The organism is Planktotalea arctica (assembly GCF_002105285.1).
GTDB lineage: Bacteria > Pseudomonadota > Alphaproteobacteria > Rhodobacterales > Rhodobacteraceae > Planktotalea > Planktotalea arctica.
Genome location: NZ_MUHR01000014.1, coordinates 60,724 through 81,421 on the forward strand (window position 1 = coordinate 60,724; position 20,698 = coordinate 81,421).

Genomic DNA, 20,698 nt, shown 5'->3' on the forward strand with positions numbered 1-20,698 from the left:
CCAGTGGAGTAAGGTTAGCCGCTTGCCCCCGTTTGGTTCAAGCCTTTTTGCAAAAGTGCCAACGCGGCCGCGTGCAACGCGCTGTTTGCTGCGGCCAGAACGCGCCCACCCTCATGAGCTTTGCCGCCTTGCCAATCGGTCACGATGCCGCCCGCGGCCTCGATCACCGCGATGGGCGCGGCAATGTCATAGGCGTTCAATCCCGCCTCAATCACCAGATCAATCTGCCCCGCCGCCAACAGCCCGTAGGCATAGCAATCACAGCCATAGCGTGTCAGGCGCACGGAGCTTGCAACCTCGGTGAATCCTGCGCGCTCAACCGTGCTGCCCACTTCGGGGAAGGTGGTGAACAAGGTTGCTTGCGCCAGATCACCGCTTGCGCGCGCCTTAAGCGGCGCTGCGCCTTGCGGACCAATCACCTCTGCGCGGCCAAACCCGCCGCAGAACCGCTCCCCGATATAGGGTTGGTCAATGATGCCAAGGCGCGGACCGTTCGCGTCATTGAGCGAAATCAACACGCCCCATGTGGGCGTCCCACTAATAAAACCGCGTGTGCCGTCAATGGGATCAAGCACCCAAGTGAGGCCACTGCTGCCCGCCTGTGCGCCAAATTCCTCGCCAAGAATGCCGTCATCGGGGCGATACTGCGCCAAAAGCGCACGCATCGCCTGCTCAGCTGCGCGATCGGCGACGGTGACGGGGTCAAAGCCTGCGGCGTCCTTGTTGTCCGCACTCAAGCCGCTGGTGCGAAAATGCGGTAAAATAGCCGCGCGCGCCGCGTCTGCCAGTTGCTCGGCCACCGACCAAAGTTCACCCTGAAGAACGGTATTTTCAAGATCGGAAGCGGAATATGTCATGCAGCTCGGTCCCTCGTCGGTTGGCCGCGCGTCCAATAGCGCGCTAGACCAACCTATTGCAGAGGGCACGCACGTCTTCAAGCAACGTCGCTGAGCACCCGTGCCAGATCGAACAGGCGGCGGCGCTGCTCTTCGGGGATCGAATAATACGAGCGCACCAGATCAAGCGCTTCCTTGTCGTTCAAAATATCCGACGGAACATTGCTCTGCTCGGTGCTCGGACTTCCTTCTTCGGCGTTCTGCATACCGGCAAAGAAGAAACTCACGTCCACATCCAGCGCTTCTGCGATATCCCAAAGCCGCGATGCGCTAACGCGGTTCGCGCCGGTCTCGTATTTTTGGATTTGCTGGAATTTGATCCCGACCTTTTCGGCCAACTGCTGCTGTGTCACACCGACGAGCCACCGGCGATGCCGGATACGCTTGCCCACATGGACGTCCACAGGATGTGCCATGATGCTCCCTTTCAAGGTTTGGCACGACTTGCTCCGAGTGGCGGGGCAATCTTATCGTCGCCAGATACACGAGGCTGACGCTGAACAACTCAACGTCAGGTAGCGCATCCTTACGACAATACCTCTGCAGAGCAAGTATGGAATCGCAAACACTTTCCCCTTGCAGTCGGTGAATGTGCCAATCCGATCTGAAAACAGGGCTAAAAGCGGTGCCTCGGCCACGCACGGCACCTGTCATCTTTCGCCTCTTGCCGCTTTACATTTGCGTGGTGCAAGATAGCCTAACCCTGCCAAAATGAGAGGTTTTTCATGCGCGCTTTTCAAGTATCCAAAATCGGGAGCCCCGCCGCCATGGCCGTGCTCGATCGCCCCGAACCCGCATCGGGCGAAGTGCGTCTAAAAATTGCAACCTGTGGGCTGAATTTTGCCGATTTACTGATGCAGACCGGCCAATATCAGGACACGCCGCCCGCGCCCTTCACCCTCGGAATGGAGGTTGCAGGCACGATCGACGCACTTGGAGCGGGTGTTCAAGGCCTAAAAACCGGCACCAGAGTCGCTGTTTTCGGCGGCCAGGGCGGGCTGGCCGAATATGGCTGTTATGATGCGCGTGTCGCCATCGAGATACCCGCAGGCATGAGCATGCAAGAGGCAGCCGCGTTCCAGATCGCCTATGGCACCAGCCATGTTGCGCTTGGCTATCGCGCGAACCTAAAGGCGGGCGAAACGCTTTTGGTGCTGGGCGCTGCGGGCGGCGTCGGCCTCACGGCGGTGGAAATCGGCAAGCTGATGGGCGCGACGGTAATCGCCGTGGCGCGCGGTGCGGACAAGCTGGAGGTGGCGCGCAAGGCCGGCGCAGATCATGTGATCGATGCCGGGAACGAGGATTTGCGCGGTGCGCTCAAAGCGCTTGGCGGCGTCGATGTGGTCTATGATCCCGTCGGCGGCGATCTGTTCAAAGCGGCGTTTCGCGCGTGCAAGCCAGAGGCGCGCATTCTGTCCATCGGCTTTGCCAGCGGCGATGTGCCGAACGTGCCGACCAATCATTTGCTGGTGAAAAACATCACCGTCATGGGCTTTTACTGGGGCGGTTACATGAAATTCAAACCGGCGGTCATTGCCGATAGCCTGCGTGAATTATTCGCTTGGTACGATGAAGGTAAATTGCATCCCCATGTGAGCCATGTGCTGCCACTCGAGCAAGCTGGCGAGGGAATCGAGTTGCTGCGTACGCGCAAATCGACTGGCAAAGTGGTGATCGAGATCGCGCCCGAATAGCGGCGCGATCCTAATTTGTTGATCAGCGTTCAAACCCTATTTGAAGCTGTAGCTGACCCCGAGCGTAACGAACATCTGCTCTTTGGAGCCTGCAACGCTCACGATCGGGCTGTTGGCGGCATCGCCCATCAAGACCTTGTAGCCCGCGACACCAGTGATAGAGACACTGTCGTTCACCTTGTAGCTTGCGAAAAGCGACAGGCCCACATCCTTGATCCCCGCGTCCGCGTTGAACGCGGCCAGTCCCGACGGGCTGGCTGCGGCGACGCCAAACTGCGTGTTCATGTAATCAGCCGAACCATAGTTGGTCGCGGCGCGCGCGCCGAATGTCCAATCGCCCTGCAAGCGCAGCACGCCCAGCGAGGCTTCTGCCAATGTGCCCACTGCGCCGCCCTGAACCCCTTGCACCACCGAAATGCGCGGCGACAAGAAGGTAGAAAACCCGCCGATCGGCACGTTTACTTGACCGAAGGCACCCAACTCGAAACCGCCCTCTATATCGGAAAGCGCGCTGACCTGTGCATTGTCGATCTGCGCGCCCTCGCGCCCGAATTTATAACGCAGGATCGGTCCTGCATCCACCGCGCGCGAGGACAAGAGATCAACTTCGATCCCCGGGCCATTACTGCGCACAGACACCGTTTCGCCCTTGAACGAAAAGTTCGGAGCGACGCGCACGCCATAGTCTTTCGATCCCTCGAACTGCGGCACCATCGCTGCGCCGAGGCCCATGGTCAGTTCGGCCTTGGCCCCCGCGCTCGAGGCAAGCAAAGCGACAAGCGCTGCGAATGTCGTGGAGGTTTTGTGCATTGCGATCGGCCCTGATGTTTGAAAATTAAGCAAGATTGGGTTCTTAAAGGGCTACGTGCACGCTTTGCCTTTGGATCACAATGGCGTGAATCGCCACGTTACCACGTTACCACGTCACCCGGCTTCGCGCAGTAGCGGCGCTGTGCGCCCACCCGATTTCAGATCACTGTAGCCCTGACGCAGCAATTCGGCCAGCGCGCTCACGACCTGCGATTGCGCCTGCCCCGCACCATACATATTAATAAGCGAATGCGGCATTTCCGGCAGCGCGCCGCCATGCTGGATCGCAGCCATATGCGGCGGCTCTGTCCCCTCGATCACCACGCAAACCGCAAGGTCGGCGCCGATCACCGCTTCGATCGTGCGATCAGAGTCGGTTTCCGTGGCCATTTCCCAATCGATGCCTTCACGGTCCAGAACCTTTTGCACCAAGGGACGGAACATGCAGTGGCGGCTAAACCCCAACTTCAATGGGCGCGATCGCCAGACCGTTCCGCTTTCCGCGCCCGTCCAACTGAGGCGCGCCATGCTAAGGGTCTCGCCCTCGGGCATCACGCCCTCTTCAGTGGTAAGGATCAGATCATATTCACCGCGCGTCAGGCCTTCCTTCAACTGACGGGTAAAAGAGGCACGCAAATTGACCTGAACACGCGGAAATTGCGTGCGAAACTGCTGCAAAACCTTGGATACCACGGGATAGACGATGTCATGGGGCACCCCGAGCGAAACCTCGCCCTCAAAGCCCTTATCGGTCATTTTAATCATGATTTCGTCATTGAGCGCGACCATGCGGCGCGCGTAGGTCAGCAATTGCTCGCCCGCGGGGCTAAGCACGACCTGACGCCCCGCGCGCTCCAACACTTTGAGATCGAGGCTTTCCTCAAGCCGTTTGATCTGCATCGACACCGCCGATTGCGTCAGATTGAGCAGGCCCGCCGCGCGCGTCACGCCGCCGGTTTCGGCAATCGCTACAAAGGAACGCAAAGCCGTCAGATCAAGATTTCTCATATATCACCATCCGTGATGTGTCGCCTCAATACAATTCGTTTTTCAAATGAAGCACAAGGACGCATATACATCAACATAAAGAATTGATCACACATGACGCATCACACATTGAAGGGTAAAGACAATGACCACCGCACGCACACTTACAGCCGCAAACACCATGTGCGCCCCGCGCAGCAACGCCAATCTTCTGGAGCGCGCGCACCGTTTTATCACGCTTGCAAAAACGCGCCGCGCCCTTGCACAGCTTGATCTACGCATGCTCGATGATATCGGTCTTTGCACCCGCGAAGCGCAACTCGAGGCAGCACGTCCATTCTGGGATGCCCCTGCGTTCTGGCGCAAATAAAGCGCACTGAACAATGCGTTTAAAAATATAACCGAAAGAGTAAGATTTTCGCACTTTGCTCTTTCGAAAACCCTTGAAATGCCCCCCGCCTACCCCGATATTCACTCCAAGACCGCCAACAGGGCGGATCGTTTAACCAATGGAGAGTATTCATGGCTGAATATGGCACAATTCGCGACGTCGCAGGCTCGGCAGCCGCGAATATCGACGCAGGGCTCCGTGCCCATATGAACAAAGTCTACGGCACTATGTCCGTGGGCATGTTCATCACATTCCTTGCCGCTTGGGCAATTTCGGGCCTCGCGGTCACGACCGATCCCTCGCAGGCAGCGGCACAGATGCCAAACGGCAAGCTGCTGACATCGCTCGGTGTCGCGCTCTACGCCTCCCCGCTCAAATGGGTCGTGATGTTCGCGCCTTTGGCCTTCGTATTCGGCCTAAGCGCCGCGATCAACAAAATGTCGGCCGCGACGGCGCAAACGGTGTTCTACATCTTCGCAACTGTCATGGGTGTCTCGATCAGCTCTATCTTTCTGGTGTTCACAGGTTACTCGATCATCCAGATATTCCTGGTCACATCCATCGCCTTCGCGGGTCTGTCGCTTTGGGGCTACACCACGCAGAAAGACATCTCCGGCTGGGGTAGTTTCCTCATCATGGGCGTGATCGGCCTGGTTGTCGCTTCCATCGTCAACATCTGGCTGGCATCACCCGCGATCATGTTCGCAGTATCGGCAATCGGCGTGTTGATCTTCGCAGGCCTGACGGCCTACGACACGCAGCGCATCAAGACAGAGTATGTCGCGCATGCACATCACGGTGACACGGAGTGGCTGGGCAAGGCCGCAATCATGGGCGCGTTGAGCCTCTATCTGAACTTCATCAACATGTTCATGATGTTGCTCTCGCTCTTTGGCAATCGCGAGTAATTCTCGCACGCCACTTCAAAACGGTGCGGCCCGCTGGAGACATCTCCAGCGGGCTTTTTGTTGCTCAAACGCGCACCGCAGAACGCGCAGCGTTGCACGAATCACCGAAAGAGACACATGCTTGCGGCATCACGGCCACGCGCCGCCCAAAAGGATGTGTTACATGTCTCTCACCATGAACCGCCGCCACTTCCTTGCAGGCACCGCCGGCCTGCTCGCCATGCACCCGTTTTCGCTCTCGGCCTCCGCGAACCAAGCGCATTTGCGACTGATGGAGACCACGGACCTGCACGTCCATGTCTTTCCCTATGATTATTACGCCGACAAACCCCGCGACACGGTGGGTCTGTCGCGTACCGCGTCGATCATCCAAGGGGTGCGCGCAGAATCGACCAATTCGCTCCTGCTCGACAATGGTGATTTCCTGCAAGGTAACCCGATGGGCGATTACATCGCCTATGAGCGCGGCATGAAAGAGGGTGACATGCACCCGGTGATCTCCGCAATGAATACGCTGGGATTTGATGCCTCGACGCTGGGCAATCACGAATTCAACTACGGTATTTCCTTCCTGATGAAGTCCCTCGCAGGCGCAAATTTCCCCGTGGTTTCGGCCAATGTGGTCAAGGAAATGGGCGCTTCCCCGACCGCTGACACGACGCTGGTCAAACCCTACGTGATCATTCAGCGCGAGATTACGGATGGCGCTGGCAACACCCACCCGATCAAGATCGGCCTGATCGGTTTCGTGCCGCCACAGATCATGAACTGGGACCGCAAGCATCTTGAGGGCAACGTGCAGACCCGCGATATCACCGCGAGCGCCAAGGCCTATGTGCCCCAAATGAAAGAGGAAGGCGCGGATATCATCGTTGCGCTGTGCCACTCCGGCATTGGCAGTGCCAACCTTGAGGACGGGATGGAGAACGCGGCGATTCCGCTGGCCATGATCGAGGGTATCGATGCGATCCTGACGGGTCACAGCCACCTCGTTTTCCCCTCCTCCAGATATGCGGACGTCACCGGCGTGGACGTGGACGCGGGCACCATCGGCGGCAAGCCCGGCGTCATGGGCGGTTTCTGGGGCAGCCATATGGGTCTGCTCGATCTGCTGATCGAGCGCGATGGCAATGGCTGGCGCGTACTCTCGCACACCGCCGAAGCGCGCCCGATTTCCAAACGTAACGAGGATCGCTCTTATACCGCCCTCGCCGAGGATTACGCGCCTGTGCTGGACGCCGTGCGCGCCGAGCATGAGGCGACGTTGAAATATGTGCGCACCGCCGTGGGCAAGACCGATGCGCCGCTGCACAGCTATTTTGCCTTGGTGGCGGATGACCCGTCCGTACAGATCGTCTCGAACGCGCAGACATGGTACATCAAGGATCAGATGATCGGCACGCCCTACGAAGGCCTTCCCGTCCTCTCCGCTGCCGCGCCGTTCAAGGCGGGTGGTCGCGGTGGCCCTGAATACTACACCGACGTGCCCGTGGGTGCGGTGGCGATCAAGAATGTCTCTGATCTATACCTCTACCCCAACACCATCCGCGCGGTGAAGGTGACCGGGCAGCAGGTCAAAGACTGGCTGGAACGCTCGGCGGGCATGTTCAATCAGGTTGAGGCAGGCGCACAGGACGCGCCGTTGCTGAACCCCGATTTCCCCAGCTATAATTTTGATGTGATGGACGGGGTCCACTACCAGATCGACCTCTCCCAGCCCTCAAGGTTCGACAAGGACGGTGCGGTCGTGAACGCGGATGCTAACCGTATCACCAACCTGACGTTCAATGGCGCACCACTTGATTTGGCGGCAGAGTTCATTGTGGCCACCAACAACTACCGCGCCTCCGGCGGCGGCAGTTTCCCGGGCGCGATGGGCGACACGGTGGTCTTTGAGGGGCCAGACACCAACCGCGACATCATCGTGCGCTACCTCGTGGATCAAGGCACGGTGAACCCCAAGGCCGATGCCAATTGGTCCTTCGCACCGCTTGCTGGGACCACGGTGATTTTCGAAACCGGCCCTGCGGGTGTTGGCTATGCCGATAGCATCGAGGGCGTCAGCATCACGCCCGATGGCATGTCCGACACCGGCTTTGCCAAGTTCCGCATCCAACTATAGCGCGTTACCCAAAGGGGCTGGCACTGCGTTCAATGCCAGCTCTCACTCTTGAAGCAGACCCAGTACACCACACAAAGGGGCCGCAAATTTGCCAAACGCTCAATCCATCACCCTCGCGCTTATCGCTCTTCTCGCACTGGCGAGCTGCGGCAAGCGGCCAACCCAACCCGAAGTTGCGCCAGCATCCGAGCTCGATTGCATGGCGCGCGCGATGTATTTCGAATCGAACCGCTCCAGCCGCGACGGCATGATCGCGGTTGGCAGCGTCGTGATGAACCGCGTCCAATCAGACGCCTATCCCGACACGATCTGCGACGTCGTTGGCCAGAAAAACCAGTTCGCACCCGGCGTGATGAGCAAGGCCATGCAGCTTAACACTGCACCGCTCATTCCCGGCGCTGCAAAAGCCGTCGCACAAGGCGAGCGCCACCCGCGTATCGGCAATTCCAAGTTTTTCCATGCGGCATGGTACAAGGCCGATTTCAACAATATCCACTATGTTCTGACCACGGGTGGCAACGCATTTTATGAAAAACGTCGCCCCGAACATGTCACGCGGCGCAATCCCGTTCCCGCAAGCGAGGGGCTGACGGGCGGTTGATATCCAAGCTTGGTTTTATGGCCCAATCGCTCAGCCTCCGGTCCAATCCAGCACGACCTTGCCGCTCGATCCGCTGCGCATCGCATCGAAGCCCGCCTCGAAGTCATCAACGCCAAAGCGATGGGTGATCACGCGGCTCACGTCCAGACCGTTCTGAAGCATGGCGATCATCTTGTACCACGTCTCGAAAATCTCGCGGCCATAGACCCCCTTGAGCGTGATCGCCTTGAACACGATGCGCGACCAATCTACCGGCGATTTGCCGGGCGGTATGCCGAGCAAAGCGATGCGCCCGCCCATGACCATGGCCTCGACCATCTGATCGAGCGCGGCCTGCGAGCCTGACATTTCCAGCCCTACATCAAAGCCCTGACGCATCTTGAGGCGGGCGATCACATCGGCCAGATCTTCCTCCAGCACATTCACCGGCACCACATCCGTAACCTGCGCGGCCAGCGCAAGGCGATCAGGGTTGATATCGGTGATCACCACATTGCGCGCACCTGCGTGACGCGCGACTGCCGCCGCCATGATACCGATCGGGCCGGCGCCGGTGATCAGCACATCTTCGCACAACAGATTGAACGACAGCGCCGTGTGAACCGCATTGCCGAGCGGATCAAGGATCGCGCCAATGTCGTCACTGATATCATCAGGCAGCGGTACAACGTTGAACGCAGGCAGGCGCAAATACTGTGCAAACGCCCCCTGTTCATTCACGCCGATGCCGCGCGTTTCGGGATCGAGGTGGAACTTGCCGGCGCGCGACTGGCGCGAAGTCTTGCCGATCAAATGCCCCTCGCCCGAGCAGCGCTGACCCATTGAAAGCCCGCTCACGTTGCGGCCCATATCGACAATTTCACCGGCAAATTCATGCCCCGTTACCAGCCCCGTCGGCACGGTCTTTTGCGCCCACTCATCCCAGTTCCAGATATGGATGTCCGTGCCGCAAATGCCGGTCTTGTTGATCCGGATCAGCACATCGTCTGCACCGATCTGCGGCACCTCGCGCTGCTCCATCCACAGGCCCGGCTGCGGCTTGGCTTTAACCAGCGCTTTCATCGTGTTGCTCATGCCAGCACCCCGCTTGCGCGCCCGGCTTTGGCGAAGGCACCCAGCGCGCAGTCCAGATCATCGCGGCTGAGCGCGCTGCTCATCTGCGTGCGAATGCGCGCGCCGCCCTTGGGCACCACGGGAAAGAAGAAACCGGCGACGAAAATCCCCGCCGCATCTAGATGCGCCGCCATATCCTGCGCCAATTGTGCCTCGCCCAGCATGACGGGAATAATCGGATGCGCGCCCCTCGGCAGTGTAAAGCCAAGCGACGTGAGGCCAGCGCGCCAATACGCAGCATTGTCGAACAAGCACGCGCGCAAATCATCGCCCCCGCGCACAATTTTCAGGGCCTCGATCCCCGCCGCAACAATCGCAGGCGGCAGCGAGTTGGAGAACAGGTAGGGACGCGCGCGTTGGCGCAGCAGATCGATCACCGCTTGCGGCCCCGCGATATAGCCCCCCAGTGCGCCACCCAGCGCCTTGCCAAGCGTGCCGGTCAGAATATCCACCTCCACCCCGAAATGCGATGGTGTGCCAGCCCCGATCGGCCCCATGAAACCCGTCGCGTGACAGTCGTCCACCATCACCAGCGCGCCATATTTTTCGCCAAGCGCTGTGATCGCAGGCAGGTCCGCCAGCGTGCCATCCATGGAAAACACGCCGTCCGTAGCGATCATGATAAAGCGGGCGCCTGCGGCTTTGGCAGCCTGCAATTGCGCTTCAAGATCGGCCATATCGTTGTTGGCATAGCGGTAGCGCTGCGCCTTGCACAGACGCACGCCGTCGATGATCGAGGCGTGGTTGAGACTGTCGGAAATGATCGCATCCTCTGCGGTCAAGAGCGGCTCGAACAAGCCGCCATTGGCATCAAAACAGGCTGCGAAGAGGATCGCGTCGTCCTTGTCCAGATACGCGGCCAAATCCTGCTCCAGCTCTCGGTGCAAATCCTGCGCACCGCAAATAAAGCGCACGGAGGCCATACCATAGCCATGGCTGTCCATCGCGCTTTTTGCCGCTGCGATCAGACGGGAATCATCGGCCAGCCCGAGGTAGTTGTTGGCGCAAAGGTTGATCATGCGGCGCGTTTCGCCGCCCTGCGTCACGTCGATCGCGCCGCGTTGCGGCGAGACGATCGAGCGCTCGCGCTTGGTCAGGCCGGCAGCGTCGATACCGGCAAGTTCGGATCGGATATGGTCGAGAAAATCAGTGTTCATGGCAAATCCCTCTTTGGGAAATGCCTATCTGTTTCACTCTTCCGCGTCAAAACAAGCCGCTCAAAATATCGGGTGCAAAAACGAAAAAACCGCGCTCAAAGGGCGCGGCTTTTTGAGGTCTCAACAGAAACGCAAGATTACTTGATCTTGCCTTCCTTATACTCGACATGCTTGCGCACGACCGGGTCGTACTTGCGAACGACCATCTTTTCGGTCATCGTGCGCGCGTTCTTCTTGGTGACATAGAAGTGGCCTGTACCCGCGGTCGAGTTCAGGCGGATCTTGATCGTGGTTGGCTTCGCCATGGGTCATCTCCTGCATCGAGCGTGCTTGTGCCGCTCGGGAATTCTTTAATCAGTGCCTTCTACCCTGCACCGCGCCCGAGTCAACAGGCATTTCAGAGCGATATGAACGTTTCCCTCTCATTCCATAGATATTCCATTGCATATGCTTCGCTGCCCCCATGATGCGCGTGGCCGACCGCGACGGCTAAAAGAACAACAATCGGTTCGCAGCACGCCCAATGCCCGCTCCTCAAGCACATTCCCGAAAGAGGCATTATTTAGCGGTTCTCAGCCTTTGATCTCCATCTGCCATTTGCGCGCACTGCATGCAAAGGCGAACATGTTTGCGAACGCCTTGCAATCAGCTCGTGTTCTCGTCGCTGTTGCCGTGTGTTAGTGGTGAATCCAGCGCCTAAATGCCGATGCGCCTCCATCAGGCCCAAGGTTGCAAACTATAAGGTGTATAACCTCTTCGAATGCCGTAACGGTAGATCAAAGGGGAACCAAAATTATGAGTAACTCGATATGGGACGAGAGCCGCCTTCGCTCTGCAACGACGGCGGCCGGAGTAGGCCTTTGGTCATGGAATATCGAAACTGACGAGATCAGACTCGACGAACGTTCATGCAACCTGTGGGGCCTTCCCAATATGGACACTATTACGTTTGAAATATTGTCGTCTCGCATTCATCCTGCAGATTTAGATCGTGTCAGGTCGGCTTTTAGAGAAACCAGAGGCTTGGTCGGTCTTTATGAAATTGATTTTCGTATTTTGATCGAGGACCAGATTTCTTGGATTTCAGCACGCGGACAAGGGGAAGACGACGAGATAATTTACCCCACTATTTTCGGCGTCTTTCTAGACGTGAGCATGCGCAAGAAGGCCGAAATAGCTAAAGATCTTATCTCAAAAGAAATGGATCACAGAATCAATAATCTGTTTGCTGTCACATCCGCCTTGGCGCGGATCTCCTTCAAGACTACAGATACAAAAGAGGAAATGGCTGCTGATCTGTCGGAACGGATCCAATGCCTCGCCAGAGCGCACGCCCTCATCAGGAGTGACCCAAATCAGCAATATGTTTCGACCAGCCTCAAAGAACTGTTCACTGTTTTATTATCGCCTTATGTCGAAAAGAATTCGTCAGTTAAAAACCTTCTCGTTTCCTCGCCGGACATCGAGGTTTGCCAAGATGCGGCCACAACTCTGGCCTTAATCACCCATGAACTTGCAACCAATTCCGTTAAATTCGGTGCACTTTCCGTTGAGGGTGGGTCCTTGACTGTCAGATGTATAGATAATGACGGAGATGTCATTATTCATTGGAAGGAAAGAGGCGGCCCCCCCGTTGTTGCACCTGTAGGAAGTCGGGGTTTTGGAAGCCGGCTGGTAACCGAAAGCGTATATGGTCAATTGGGAGGAGACTTAAGTATCGAATGGCAGGCTAAAGGAATTTTTGTCAAAATACGGGTAAAGAAAGAACGTCTCGAACATTAGCGCAGCTATAATGACACGAGACCTTTGTCCGCATGGCCGACGCTCCAGACCTCCACAAAAAACAACACTTCCTTGTGTCCAAGAATCACAAGGTTCCCACCCCGGTTGCATCGAGGCTGAAACTAAGTTCCTAAATAAACGCGTGCGGAGGGCCTATAAGCCGGATTTTGTCCAATGCACCGCTCTCGAAGTGCAAATAGATGACCATTCATCTTAAAGCGCAGTTACCTGCGCCCCTCTAGCTGCCAACCCGGATGCCTCAGGCTGAAACGTCCCTGCGGGGATATCGGTTGCCCGATCACACCCACGCAGCATCCCTATTTGGCATTGCTCCCGGTGGGGCTTGCCTTGCCGGTCCGGTTACCCGTCCCGCGGTGCGCTCTTACCGCACCGTTTCACCCTTACCCATGCCTAGACATAGGCGGTTTCTTCTCTGTGGCGCTATCCCTCAGGTTACCCTGGCCGGGCGTTACCCGGCACCGTTGCTTCATGGAGTCCGGACTTTCCTCCCAAACGTGCCACTCTCGTGGCGACGTTCAGGCAGCCATCCAGCCCTCCGCACGCACGCTGCGCCTAGCCGTTGGCCTGCCGCCGGTCAACCGCGAATCGCGCAGCCAGTGATGCCGCATCGCGCCTATCCGCCTCCATCTGTGATCCAGAACGCGCCGGAGCAAAGCGCAGGCGAAACGCCTTCAAACACGCCTCGCTACCAAATTCAGCGGTATCATAGCCCAGCGCGTCTAAACTTTCCGTTAAAGGCAAATCATCGCCCTGTTCTGGCCAAATCGACAAACCGGCCAGCGCCAAGCGCCGCCAGTCAAAGCGCGCGCCGGGGTCGATCTTGCGCAAAGGGGCCAAATCGGAATGGGCAATCACATGATGCGCGGGAATACTCCAACGCTGCAGGATTGCGCCCAGCAGCTCCTCCAACGCATCCATGAGCGGCGCGGAAAACGGCGAAAGCCCGTTATTGTCCAACTCGATCCCGATGGATCGCGAATTGATATCCTCGCAGCCCGCCCAGCGCCCTGCCCCCGCATGCCAGGCCCGCGCACGCTCTTCGACCATCTGAACAAGCGTGCCATCGCGCGCGATCAAATAATGTGCAGACACTTCGTTTCCGGGATTGCACAGCGTCTCTATCGCCGCCTCTGCATTTTGCATCGCGGTATAGTGGAGCACCACCATGTCAGGCGCAATAATCCCGCCTCTGCGCACGCCGCAATTGGGCGAGAGGCGCTGCACAATCGGCGCGCCCATCCGCTATCAGCCGCTCACAGCGTTGCGAAACGGCGCGGGATCCCACGTGCAGGCAAAACCATCGCCATCCGGGTCCATGCCCTTGCGATCTTTCACAGGGCCACCCCCAGCCAGAAACGCCTGCTGCGCTTGATCGGCAGATGCGAAACCGGCGCAATTCTTGCGATATTTGTTCGCCGCGTTAAAGCTGTTGCGCTTGTAGACGCGCTGGCCCTTGGCGTTCTTGGCCTCTAGTGCAAAGGCCACAATGTTGGGTCCACCGCTGCCCTGACGCGTCGGCAGCGCGGTCGGCTGGATCACCTGATACTGCTGCTGGTTTTGCGCGCGCTTGGCGGCGTCCCCCTCGATAGAACGTTGGCCGGAAACCGCATCGAAATTGTTCTCGTCGCTGATACCGCTCGCGCGCAAAACAGGCGCGGCATTGGCCGGGCTGGCCTGCACGACGCCGCTGGTATCCGTGCTCGCGGCCGCGTTTGACGCAGACGCAATTCCGCTCGCAGCCGCTGGCGCGAGGGTTTCAGAGCTAACCGCCTGAGGCGGCGGCAAGGCCCCGCCGCCCAGCGCCGCATCGCGCGCCGCCTGTTTCTGCTGGTAGGTGTCGTAATTGTCAAAACCCACGCCTGCCCCGCTGTCCGGGATGGCAGGGTTACATGCGGCCAGAGCGCCAAGCGCGAGAACCGAAAAAAGGATGCGTTTCATATCTGGACTGCCCGTATTCTAAAGCATGGCGTTGGGTTTGCTGCGTTTACCACCATTTGTCCGGTTTAGCTACAAAACCCGCCGCCTGTTCCAAGGCATAGGCGGTATTTAGCAAATCACCCTCTTCCCACGGCTTGCCGATCAGTTGCAGTGCAAGCGGCAGACCCTTGCTATCCACGCCAGTGGGCACCGCGATGCCGGGCAGACCTGCAAGGTTTACTGTCACGGTAAACACATCATTGAGATACATTTGCACCGGATCGGCGTCGACCATTTCGCCAAGCCCAAAGGCTGCGCTTGGCGTTGCAGGCGTCAGGATCGCATCCACGCCGGCGGCGAACACATCGTCAAAGTCTTTCTTGATCAATGTGCGCACGCGGCGGGCGCGGTTGTAATAGGCGTCATAGAAACCGGCGCTGAGCACGTAAGTTCCGATCATCACGCGGCGCTGCACTTCAAGGCCGAACCCTTCGGCGCGGGTCTTTTCATACATCTCTGTGATGCCATCGCCTGCATCCAGCGTGGCGCGGTGGCCATAGCGCACGCCGTCATAACGCGCGAGGTTTGACGACGCCTCCGCAGGCGCAATCACATAATAGGCAGGCAGCGCATATTTCGTATGCGGCAGGGAGATATCGACGATCTTCGCACCCGCATCCTTCATCATCGCGATGCCGTCTGCCCAGAGCTTCTCGATCTCGCCTGGCATACCGTCCAAACGATATTCCTTCGGAATACCAATGGTCTTGCCCTTGATATCGCCCGTCAGCATCGCCTCGAAGTTGGGCACAGGCAGGTTGGCGCTGGTGCTATCTTTCGCATCATAGCTGCACATGGCTTCCAGCATAATCGCCGCATCGCGTACATCTTTGGTCATCGGCCCTGCTTGATCGAGTGACGATGCAAACGCCACAACACCCCAACGCGAGCAACGCCCGTATGTCGGCTTGATCCCAGTGATCCCGGTAAAGGCCGCAGGCTGGCGGATCGATCCACCCGTATCGGTGCCTGTCGCCGCAAGGCACAGGTCCGCCGCCACCGCCGCTGCCGACCCGCCCGAAGAGCCGCCGGGCGTCAATTCACGTTCGTCAATCTTCCACGGGTTCACCGCATTGCCGTAGACCGAGGTCTCATTGGACGAGCCCATGGCGAATTCATCCATGTTCAACTTGCCCAACATCACCGCGCCCGCATCAAACAGGTTCGCGCTGACCGTGCTCTCGTATTCGGGCTTGAAGCCCTCAAGGATGGCCGAGCCCGCTTGGGATGGCACACCCTTGGTGCAGAACAAATCCTTGATGCCAATCGGCAGCCCGCACATCGCAGGCGCATCGCCCGCGCCAATGCGTGCGTCGGCCGCTTTGGCCTGCTCAAGCGCGATCTCGGGCGTGTGGTGCACAAAGGCGTTCAAAGCGCGCGCGCCCTCGATCTCTTTCAGGAACGTCTCGGTCAACTCCACCGATGTCGTCTCACCGCGGCGCAGCGCATCGCGCGCGCCTGCCAGCGTCAGTTTGCTAAGATCAGACATTATTCAACCACCTTTGGAACCGCAAAAAACCCCTCACGCGCATCAGGGGCGTTGGCCAGCACTTTGTCCTGCTGCGCGCCGTCCGTCACTTCATCCGCGCGCCGCGTCAAACGCTGCGGCGTGACCGATGTCATCGGCTCCACGCCCTCCACATCCACTTCGTTCAATTGCTCGATAAAGCCCAGAATGGCGCTGAATTCCTGCGCCAAAGCCGGTAGCGCGTCCGGCTCTACCTTGATGCGCGCAAGTTTGGCCACGCGCGCGGCGGTTTGCTCATTGATCGACATCGGGCTTGGTCTCCGCATTTGGCAAGTTGCGCTGTCATTTAGCGCCCAGCGCGCGCAGTCGCAAGCCCGCGAGGCAACATAGCACTGCTTGAAAAAGCAAAGCGCCCGCCCCGCGCTTCATCTTGCCAATAAACTCAAAATTCCCCCGCGCGCCAAGGCCGCCGTCCTTTGGCGATATTCCCGTTTCATTTGTCATTTGGCCGATCCTCGCTAAACTCGCATAAATTCATACAAACGGAGCACCGAAATGAAAATCATCCCCCTTGGCCATTCCGGGTTCCGCATCGAGATCGAAGACCAGGTCTTGCTGATCGATCCATGGCTTAGCAGCTGCCCCGTGTTCCCAGAAGAGCGCCGCGCAGAGGCCATCAAAGGGGCAACCCATGTCCTTATCAGCCACGGCCATTTCGATCACTGCGCCGACGGGTTTAACGTCGCCAAAGAACTCGATATCCCCGCCGTGGGCATCTACGACCACATGGGCTTCATCGAGGAAAAGACGGGCATCAAGACGGTTGGCTTCAACAAGGGCGGCACCGTGATGCTTGGCCGCGTCGCCGTCACCATGGTTAATGCGGTCCACTCCAGCACCTACAACGGCGATGATGGCCCCATGTATGCGGGCACGGAAAGTGGTTTCATGATTGCGGGTGAAGGCCACGTCATCTACTTCAGCGGCGACACCGATGTAATGATGGACATGGAACTCTTCGAGGACCTGCACCACCCCGACATCGGCATCCTGTGCGCGGGCGGTCATTTCACCATGGACATGAAACGCGCGGCCTATGCGGCCCGCCGCTTCTTCAACTTCAAAACGGTGATCCCGTGTCACTACAACACGTTTCCCGTGCTCGAGCAGTCCGCGCAGCCAATGATCGACGCCGTTCCAAACGCGCGCGTTATCGAACCCGAAGTGTTGATCCCGATCGAGATATAGGCATGCAGCCTACGCTTCGTTTCATCAAAGCTCTGATTGGTACAGGCAAGACCAGCTATACCAACCAACCGGCAGCAACCCAATCAGCGAGGTCCCCATGAAGCACCTTCTTAGAGCGGCCAGCATCGCCTTTTGTACCGCACAGCCCTTCACTGTCCTGCCCCTCGCGGCGGAACAACTTGCGACGATCGAAACCTTTGGCGGTGCATGGGATACCAACTGGGGCGACGTCTGGGCGGTGCCGACGCAGTTCGGCTACGAGGGCACCTATACAGTGGACAACGGTTATTTCGGGCTGGAGTTCGACGGTCATGTCTTTGCGGGCTTCTGGCTCGAAGATAAGTCCGATCAACCCTGCGACGTGCCCTTCGAGGGCAGCTATCACTGGGGCCGGCTCGAGTTGTCCAACAGCGACAAACACCCCGGTATCAAGATGTATTGGGGCTATTGCGGCGAAGGCCGCATCGACAAGGTCTGGTCTTTTTACGGGCGCTTGCCAGACGGGCTGTGACCTCGCAACTGGCCCGCTAGCGTCTATCAAAGCACACTAGGCCCGCACGCCCGCATATTCAAAAAGATTGCCAGATCAAAATTTCGCGTCATAGTGGCACTCAAAATCGCGCCTGCGACAGGGGCGCGAGGACCGATAAATTGAAGGCCTGCGGTATTTTCGAAACCGCACATAAGCGCGCCCATCAGGCGCCCCCCTGCTTGGCCCTGATTATTTTAAAGGGACTGCAGCACCAGATTTACCGACCCTCAGGCAGGGTCCAACACCTGCACCGGAAAATTCGGGCATTCTATTTCAACTGGAGGACCACCATGAATTTAAGACCAGATCCGACGTTTCACGCATCGCCAAAACTCGCCATGCAAGCACCGATTGAAAACTACGCCTTTACCGTAATGCTGAGCCCCGATGGAACGCAATCAGACGGGATTGCGGTGATCGACCTCAAACCCGGCTCAGACACCTACGGGCAAATCGTGCATCAGGTGATCGTGCCCAACAAGGGCGATGAATTTCACCATTTCGGCTGGAACGCCTGTTCCTCCTCGCTCTCGCCGCTGTCTGGTCACGCTTTCCTTGAGCGGCGCTATCTGATCGTCCCGGGCATCCGCTCCTCGCGCATTTACGTGATCGACGTGAAAGAGCCGCTGAAGGCGAAGATCCACAAGACGATCGAACCCGAAGAGCTGTTCGCCAAGACCGGCTATTCGCGCCCCCATACGATCCACTGCGGCCCGGAGGGGATTTATGTCTCTTGCCTTGGCGGCGGCGGCGAGGACGGTACGGACGGCCCTCCCGGTATTTTCATCATGGACTGCGAAACATTCGAGATCATCGGCCAGTATGAGATGGATCGCGGCAAGCAGGACAAGCACTATGATTTCTGGTGGAACCTGCCACAGGATTACATGGTCAGTTCCGAATGGGGTCTGCCGCCGCAGTTCGAGAATGGCATCGTACCCGAGGACCTCTTGTCCAACAAATACGGGCATTCGATTCATTTCTGGGACCTTCGCGCGCGCAAGAACATCCAGACGATGGACTTTGGCGAGAATTACCAGATGGCGCTGGAAATTCGCCCAGCCCATGATCCCACTAAATCCTATGGTTTCTGCGGCGTTGTCGTGGATACCACTAACCTGCAAGGCGCGATCTTTACGTGGTGGCGCGATGATGACGGGGTCTGGCAGTCGAAGAAGACGATCACCATTGATCCGCGCCCCGAAGACCCCGCAAACCTTCCGCCCCTGCTGCAAGGCTTTGGCGCGGTGCCGCCGCTGGTCACGGATATCGACCTCAGCCTTGACGACAAATATCTCTACGTCGCCTGCTGGGGCCTTGGCGAGATGCACCAATACGATGTCTCCGATCCGATGAACCCCGTGCTTGCGGGCAAGGTCGAACTTGGCGGCATCGCCAAGGGCGAAAAGCATCCCAACGGCAAGGATTTCGTCTTTGGGCCGCAAATGGTCGAGATCAGCCGCGATGGCAAACGTGTCTATTGGACCAACTCGCTTTATTCAACTTGGGATGATCAGTTCTACCCCGGCGAAGAGGGTGGACAGATGGTTATGGCCGATGTGGGCGAAAACGGAGGGCTGACGCTCAATACCGATTTCTACATCGACTTCCCCAAAGGCCTGCGCGCGCATCAGATCAGGCTTGAGGGCGGCGATTGCTCGACCGACAGCTTCTGCTATCCGTCCGTGTAAGTGATTTCTGAGCTAACCTCAGTGACGGCCCTTTGGGGGGCCGTCATTTTTTCGGGCTTCTATCACGGGATCAACCCCGGGATGGGCTGGCCTCTGGCCGTCTCCTCGGCCTTGATGGAGCGCAATCACCGCGCGCTGCCAAAGGCGCTCTTGATGCTTGCCTTTGGCCATTTCCTCGCGATGATCGCGATACTGCTGCCTTTCTCTCTGATGATCTTTCTGGTGGAATGGGAGCTACAAATCCGCCTTGCGGCCAGTGCGCTGGTGATCGCGATGGGCATCTACCTGTTGATCAACCGCCGCCACCCCAAATTCCTCGCGCGCGTGCACCCTGCACGCCTCGCGCTTTGGTCCTTCCTTGCCGCCATGGCGCATGGTGCGGGCCTTATGCTGGTGCCAATCTATCTTGGTATCTGCGCGATTGCGCCTGATGATACGGGCCACCTTGCTGCGCAGGCTTTGATGAGCAGCAATGTAATGACCGCTTTTGCCGTCGCCGCTGCGCATACGCTTGCCATGACCCTAGCAGGCGGAATCATCGCGGTGGTCATCTACTTCTGGCTGGGCCTCAAATTCCTGTCTCGCACATGGTTCAACCTTGATCTGGCCTGGGCACTCAGCCTGATCATCGTGGGACTGTTCGGGGCCTATTCAGCGTATTACGGGCACTAACGGACTGGCTCAAAATCCTTGCTCGCCAAAAGCAGGGCAGCGGCGATCATCAAGCTGCCGCAGACCTTGTTCACCAAGTCGAACGAGAACCGTTTGAGCGCGGCTGCCGCGCGAATGCCCGTCCAGCCCCACAGCAGTAAAATCGCCCCGTCCACAATGATGTAGGTGATCCCCAGAATGAACAGTTGCGGCAACACCGCCGCGCTGGGGTCGATGAACTGCGGGAATAGCGCGCCAAAGAAAACCACTGCAAAGGGGTTGGCCATAGAGGTCACAAAGCCCTGCCGGAACAGGCGAAAGCGCCCATCGCTCGGATTGGCATCCACATTCGTGCTCTGCTCTTTCGAGCGGATCAGTTGCACGCCGATCCAGATCAGATACGCCACGCCAAGCCATTTGATCCAGATGAACGCACTGCCCGAAGTGGCGATGATCGCCGCAAGGCCAAAGGCCGCGCCGGTCATTTGCAGGCAATTCGCGCTTAGATCGCCTGCAATCGTGTAAACGCTTTTGCGCAAGCCATGGCGGATGCTGTTGGAAATGATCAGCAACTGGCTGGTGTCGGGGGGCGTCGCGAAGAACACCGCGACAGCCGCCAGATAGATCAGGTAGCTCTCAAGTGGCATGC

At 58.2% G+C, this 20,698-nt stretch carries 22 protein-coding genes and 1 other RNA gene; 10 read left to right on the forward strand and 13 right to left on the reverse strand.

The features are described 5' to 3' along the window. Nucleotides 1-14: 14 nt before the first annotated feature. Nucleotides 15-857 (reverse strand): histidinol-phosphatase, encoded by an 843-nt coding sequence (gene hisN / locus B9P63_RS14805; protein WP_085310184.1) that lies wholly within the window; start codon nucleotides 855-857, stop codon nucleotides 15-17. A gap of 77 nt (nucleotides 858-934) precedes the next feature. Further along, nucleotides 935-1,312 (reverse strand): helix-turn-helix domain-containing protein, encoded by a 378-nt coding sequence (locus B9P63_RS14810; protein ID WP_085310186.1) that lies wholly within the window; start codon nucleotides 1,310-1,312, stop codon nucleotides 935-937. Nucleotides 1,313-1,621: 309 nt separating this feature from the next. On the opposite strand from B9P63_RS14810, the gene B9P63_RS14815 reads away from it, so the two are divergent. Continuing rightward, nucleotides 1,622-2,590, forward strand: a complete 969-nt coding sequence (locus B9P63_RS14815) for an NADPH:quinone oxidoreductase family protein (protein WP_085310188.1) — start codon at nucleotides 1,622-1,624, stop codon at nucleotides 2,588-2,590. 36 nt (nucleotides 2,591-2,626) lie between these two features. On the opposite strand, the gene B9P63_RS14820 is transcribed toward B9P63_RS14815, so the two are convergent. Together B9P63_RS14820 and B9P63_RS14825 are read right to left on the reverse strand one after the other, a co-directional pair. Beyond that, nucleotides 2,627-3,400 (reverse strand): MipA/OmpV family protein, encoded by a 774-nt coding sequence (locus B9P63_RS14820; protein WP_085310190.1) that lies wholly within the window; start codon nucleotides 3,398-3,400, stop codon nucleotides 2,627-2,629. 114 nt (nucleotides 3,401-3,514) lie between these two features. After that, a complete protein-coding gene (locus B9P63_RS14825; RefSeq protein WP_085310192.1) occupies nucleotides 3,515-4,408 on the reverse strand; it encodes a LysR family transcriptional regulator in 894 nt (297 codons plus the stop codon). 124 nt (nucleotides 4,409-4,532) lie between these two features. Between B9P63_RS14825 and B9P63_RS14830 the strand changes: the two genes are divergently transcribed. The 4 genes from B9P63_RS14830 to B9P63_RS14845 all read left to right on the forward strand — a co-directional run bounded on the left by B9P63_RS14830 (nucleotide 4,533) and on the right by B9P63_RS14845 (nucleotide 8,409). Continuing rightward, complete coding sequence (locus B9P63_RS14830; protein ID WP_085310194.1) at nucleotides 4,533-4,757, forward strand: DUF1127 domain-containing protein; 225 nt, start codon at nucleotides 4,533-4,535, stop codon at nucleotides 4,755-4,757. A gap of 152 nt (nucleotides 4,758-4,909) precedes the next feature. Then, nucleotides 4,910-5,686 (forward strand): Bax inhibitor-1/YccA family protein, encoded by a 777-nt coding sequence (locus tag B9P63_RS14835; RefSeq protein ID WP_085310196.1) that lies wholly within the window; start codon nucleotides 4,910-4,912, stop codon nucleotides 5,684-5,686. Between the two features lie 163 nt (nucleotides 5,687-5,849). Then, nucleotides 5,850-7,808, forward strand: coding sequence for a bifunctional 2',3'-cyclic-nucleotide 2'-phosphodiesterase/3'-nucleotidase (locus B9P63_RS14840; protein ID WP_085310198.1), 1,959 nt, complete (start codon nucleotides 5,850-5,852; stop codon nucleotides 7,806-7,808). 88 nt (nucleotides 7,809-7,896) lie between these two features. Beyond that, nucleotides 7,897-8,409 (forward strand): cell wall hydrolase, encoded by a 513-nt coding sequence (locus B9P63_RS14845; RefSeq protein ID WP_425439753.1) that lies wholly within the window; start codon nucleotides 7,897-7,899, stop codon nucleotides 8,407-8,409. Nucleotides 8,410-8,439: 30 nt separating this feature from the next. Here the strand turns inward: B9P63_RS14845 and tdh are convergent, their stop codons facing one another. The 3 genes from tdh to rpmG form a co-directional block, all read right to left on the reverse strand. Beyond that, a complete protein-coding gene (gene tdh / locus B9P63_RS14850; RefSeq protein ID WP_085310202.1) occupies nucleotides 8,440-9,483 on the reverse strand; it encodes an L-threonine 3-dehydrogenase in 1,044 nt (347 codons plus the stop codon). Then, nucleotides 9,480-10,679 carry a glycine C-acetyltransferase gene (locus B9P63_RS14855; RefSeq protein WP_085310204.1) on the reverse strand — a complete coding sequence of 400 codons (1,200 nt, stop codon included), beginning with the start codon at nucleotides 10,677-10,679 and terminating at the stop codon, nucleotides 9,480-9,482. The genes tdh and B9P63_RS14855 overlap by 4 nt, the downstream gene beginning before the upstream one ends. Before the next feature lie 137 nt (nucleotides 10,680-10,816). After that, on the reverse strand, nucleotides 10,817-10,984 hold the full coding sequence (rpmG, locus tag B9P63_RS14860) for a 50S ribosomal protein L33 (protein ID WP_007814563.1): 168 nt from the start codon (nucleotides 10,982-10,984) through the stop codon (nucleotides 10,817-10,819). Between the two features lie 490 nt (nucleotides 10,985-11,474). Between rpmG and B9P63_RS14865 the strand changes: the two genes are divergently transcribed. Further along, the gene (locus B9P63_RS14865) at nucleotides 11,475-12,461 is read left to right on the forward strand and encodes a sensor histidine kinase (protein WP_085310206.1); all 987 of its coding nucleotides are present in this window, start codon (nucleotides 11,475-11,477) and stop codon (nucleotides 12,459-12,461) included. 140 nt (nucleotides 12,462-12,601) lie between these two features. On the opposite strand, the gene rnpB is transcribed toward B9P63_RS14865, so the two are convergent. The 5 genes from rnpB to gatC form a co-directional block, all read right to left on the reverse strand. Further along, nucleotides 12,602-13,021, reverse strand: an RNA gene (gene rnpB, locus B9P63_RS14870) — RNase P RNA component class A. A 13-nt stretch (nucleotides 13,022-13,034) separates the two neighbouring features. Continuing rightward, nucleotides 13,035-13,721, reverse strand: coding sequence for an N-acetylmuramoyl-L-alanine amidase (locus B9P63_RS14875; RefSeq protein WP_483878483.1), 687 nt, complete (start codon nucleotides 13,719-13,721; stop codon nucleotides 13,035-13,037). A 6-nt stretch (nucleotides 13,722-13,727) separates the two neighbouring features. Continuing rightward, complete coding sequence (locus tag B9P63_RS14880) at nucleotides 13,728-14,420, reverse strand: hypothetical protein (protein ID WP_085310208.1); 693 nt, start codon at nucleotides 14,418-14,420, stop codon at nucleotides 13,728-13,730. Between the two features lie 46 nt (nucleotides 14,421-14,466). Beyond that, entirely contained in the window at nucleotides 14,467-15,948 is a 1,482-nt protein-coding gene (gene gatA, locus B9P63_RS14885) for an Asp-tRNA(Asn)/Glu-tRNA(Gln) amidotransferase subunit GatA (protein WP_085310210.1), read from the reverse strand. Beyond that, nucleotides 15,948-16,235 (reverse strand): Asp-tRNA(Asn)/Glu-tRNA(Gln) amidotransferase subunit GatC, encoded by a 288-nt coding sequence (gene gatC / locus B9P63_RS14890; RefSeq protein WP_085310212.1) that lies wholly within the window; start codon nucleotides 16,233-16,235, stop codon nucleotides 15,948-15,950. The genes gatA and gatC overlap by 1 nt, the downstream gene beginning before the upstream one ends. Before the next feature lie 247 nt (nucleotides 16,236-16,482). On the opposite strand from gatC, the gene B9P63_RS14895 reads away from it, so the two are divergent. From B9P63_RS14895 to B9P63_RS14910, 4 genes are all read left to right on the forward strand, one after another. Then, the gene (locus tag B9P63_RS14895; RefSeq protein ID WP_085310214.1) at nucleotides 16,483-17,175 is read left to right on the forward strand and encodes a metal-dependent hydrolase; all 693 of its coding nucleotides are present in this window, start codon (nucleotides 16,483-16,485) and stop codon (nucleotides 17,173-17,175) included. A 97-nt stretch (nucleotides 17,176-17,272) separates the two neighbouring features. Beyond that, entirely contained in the window at nucleotides 17,273-17,686 is a 414-nt protein-coding gene (locus B9P63_RS14900) for a hypothetical protein (RefSeq protein WP_085310216.1), read from the forward strand. Between the two features lie 311 nt (nucleotides 17,687-17,997). Beyond that, nucleotides 17,998-19,398, forward strand: coding sequence for a selenium-binding protein SBP56-related protein (locus B9P63_RS14905; protein WP_085310218.1), 1,401 nt, complete (start codon nucleotides 17,998-18,000; stop codon nucleotides 19,396-19,398). Then, nucleotides 19,399-20,070 carry a hypothetical protein gene (locus tag B9P63_RS14910; RefSeq protein ID WP_085310220.1) on the forward strand — a complete coding sequence of 224 codons (672 nt, stop codon included), beginning with the start codon at nucleotides 19,399-19,401 and terminating at the stop codon, nucleotides 20,068-20,070. It abuts the gene before it with no gap. Here B9P63_RS14910 and B9P63_RS14915 read toward each other — a convergent pair. Further along, nucleotides 20,067-20,696: a LysE family translocator gene (locus tag B9P63_RS14915; protein ID WP_085310222.1), complete on the reverse strand. Its 630-nt coding sequence runs from the start codon at nucleotides 20,694-20,696 to the stop codon at nucleotides 20,067-20,069. The genes B9P63_RS14910 and B9P63_RS14915 overlap by 4 nt on opposite strands. Between the last annotated feature and the right edge of the window lie 2 nt (nucleotides 20,697-20,698).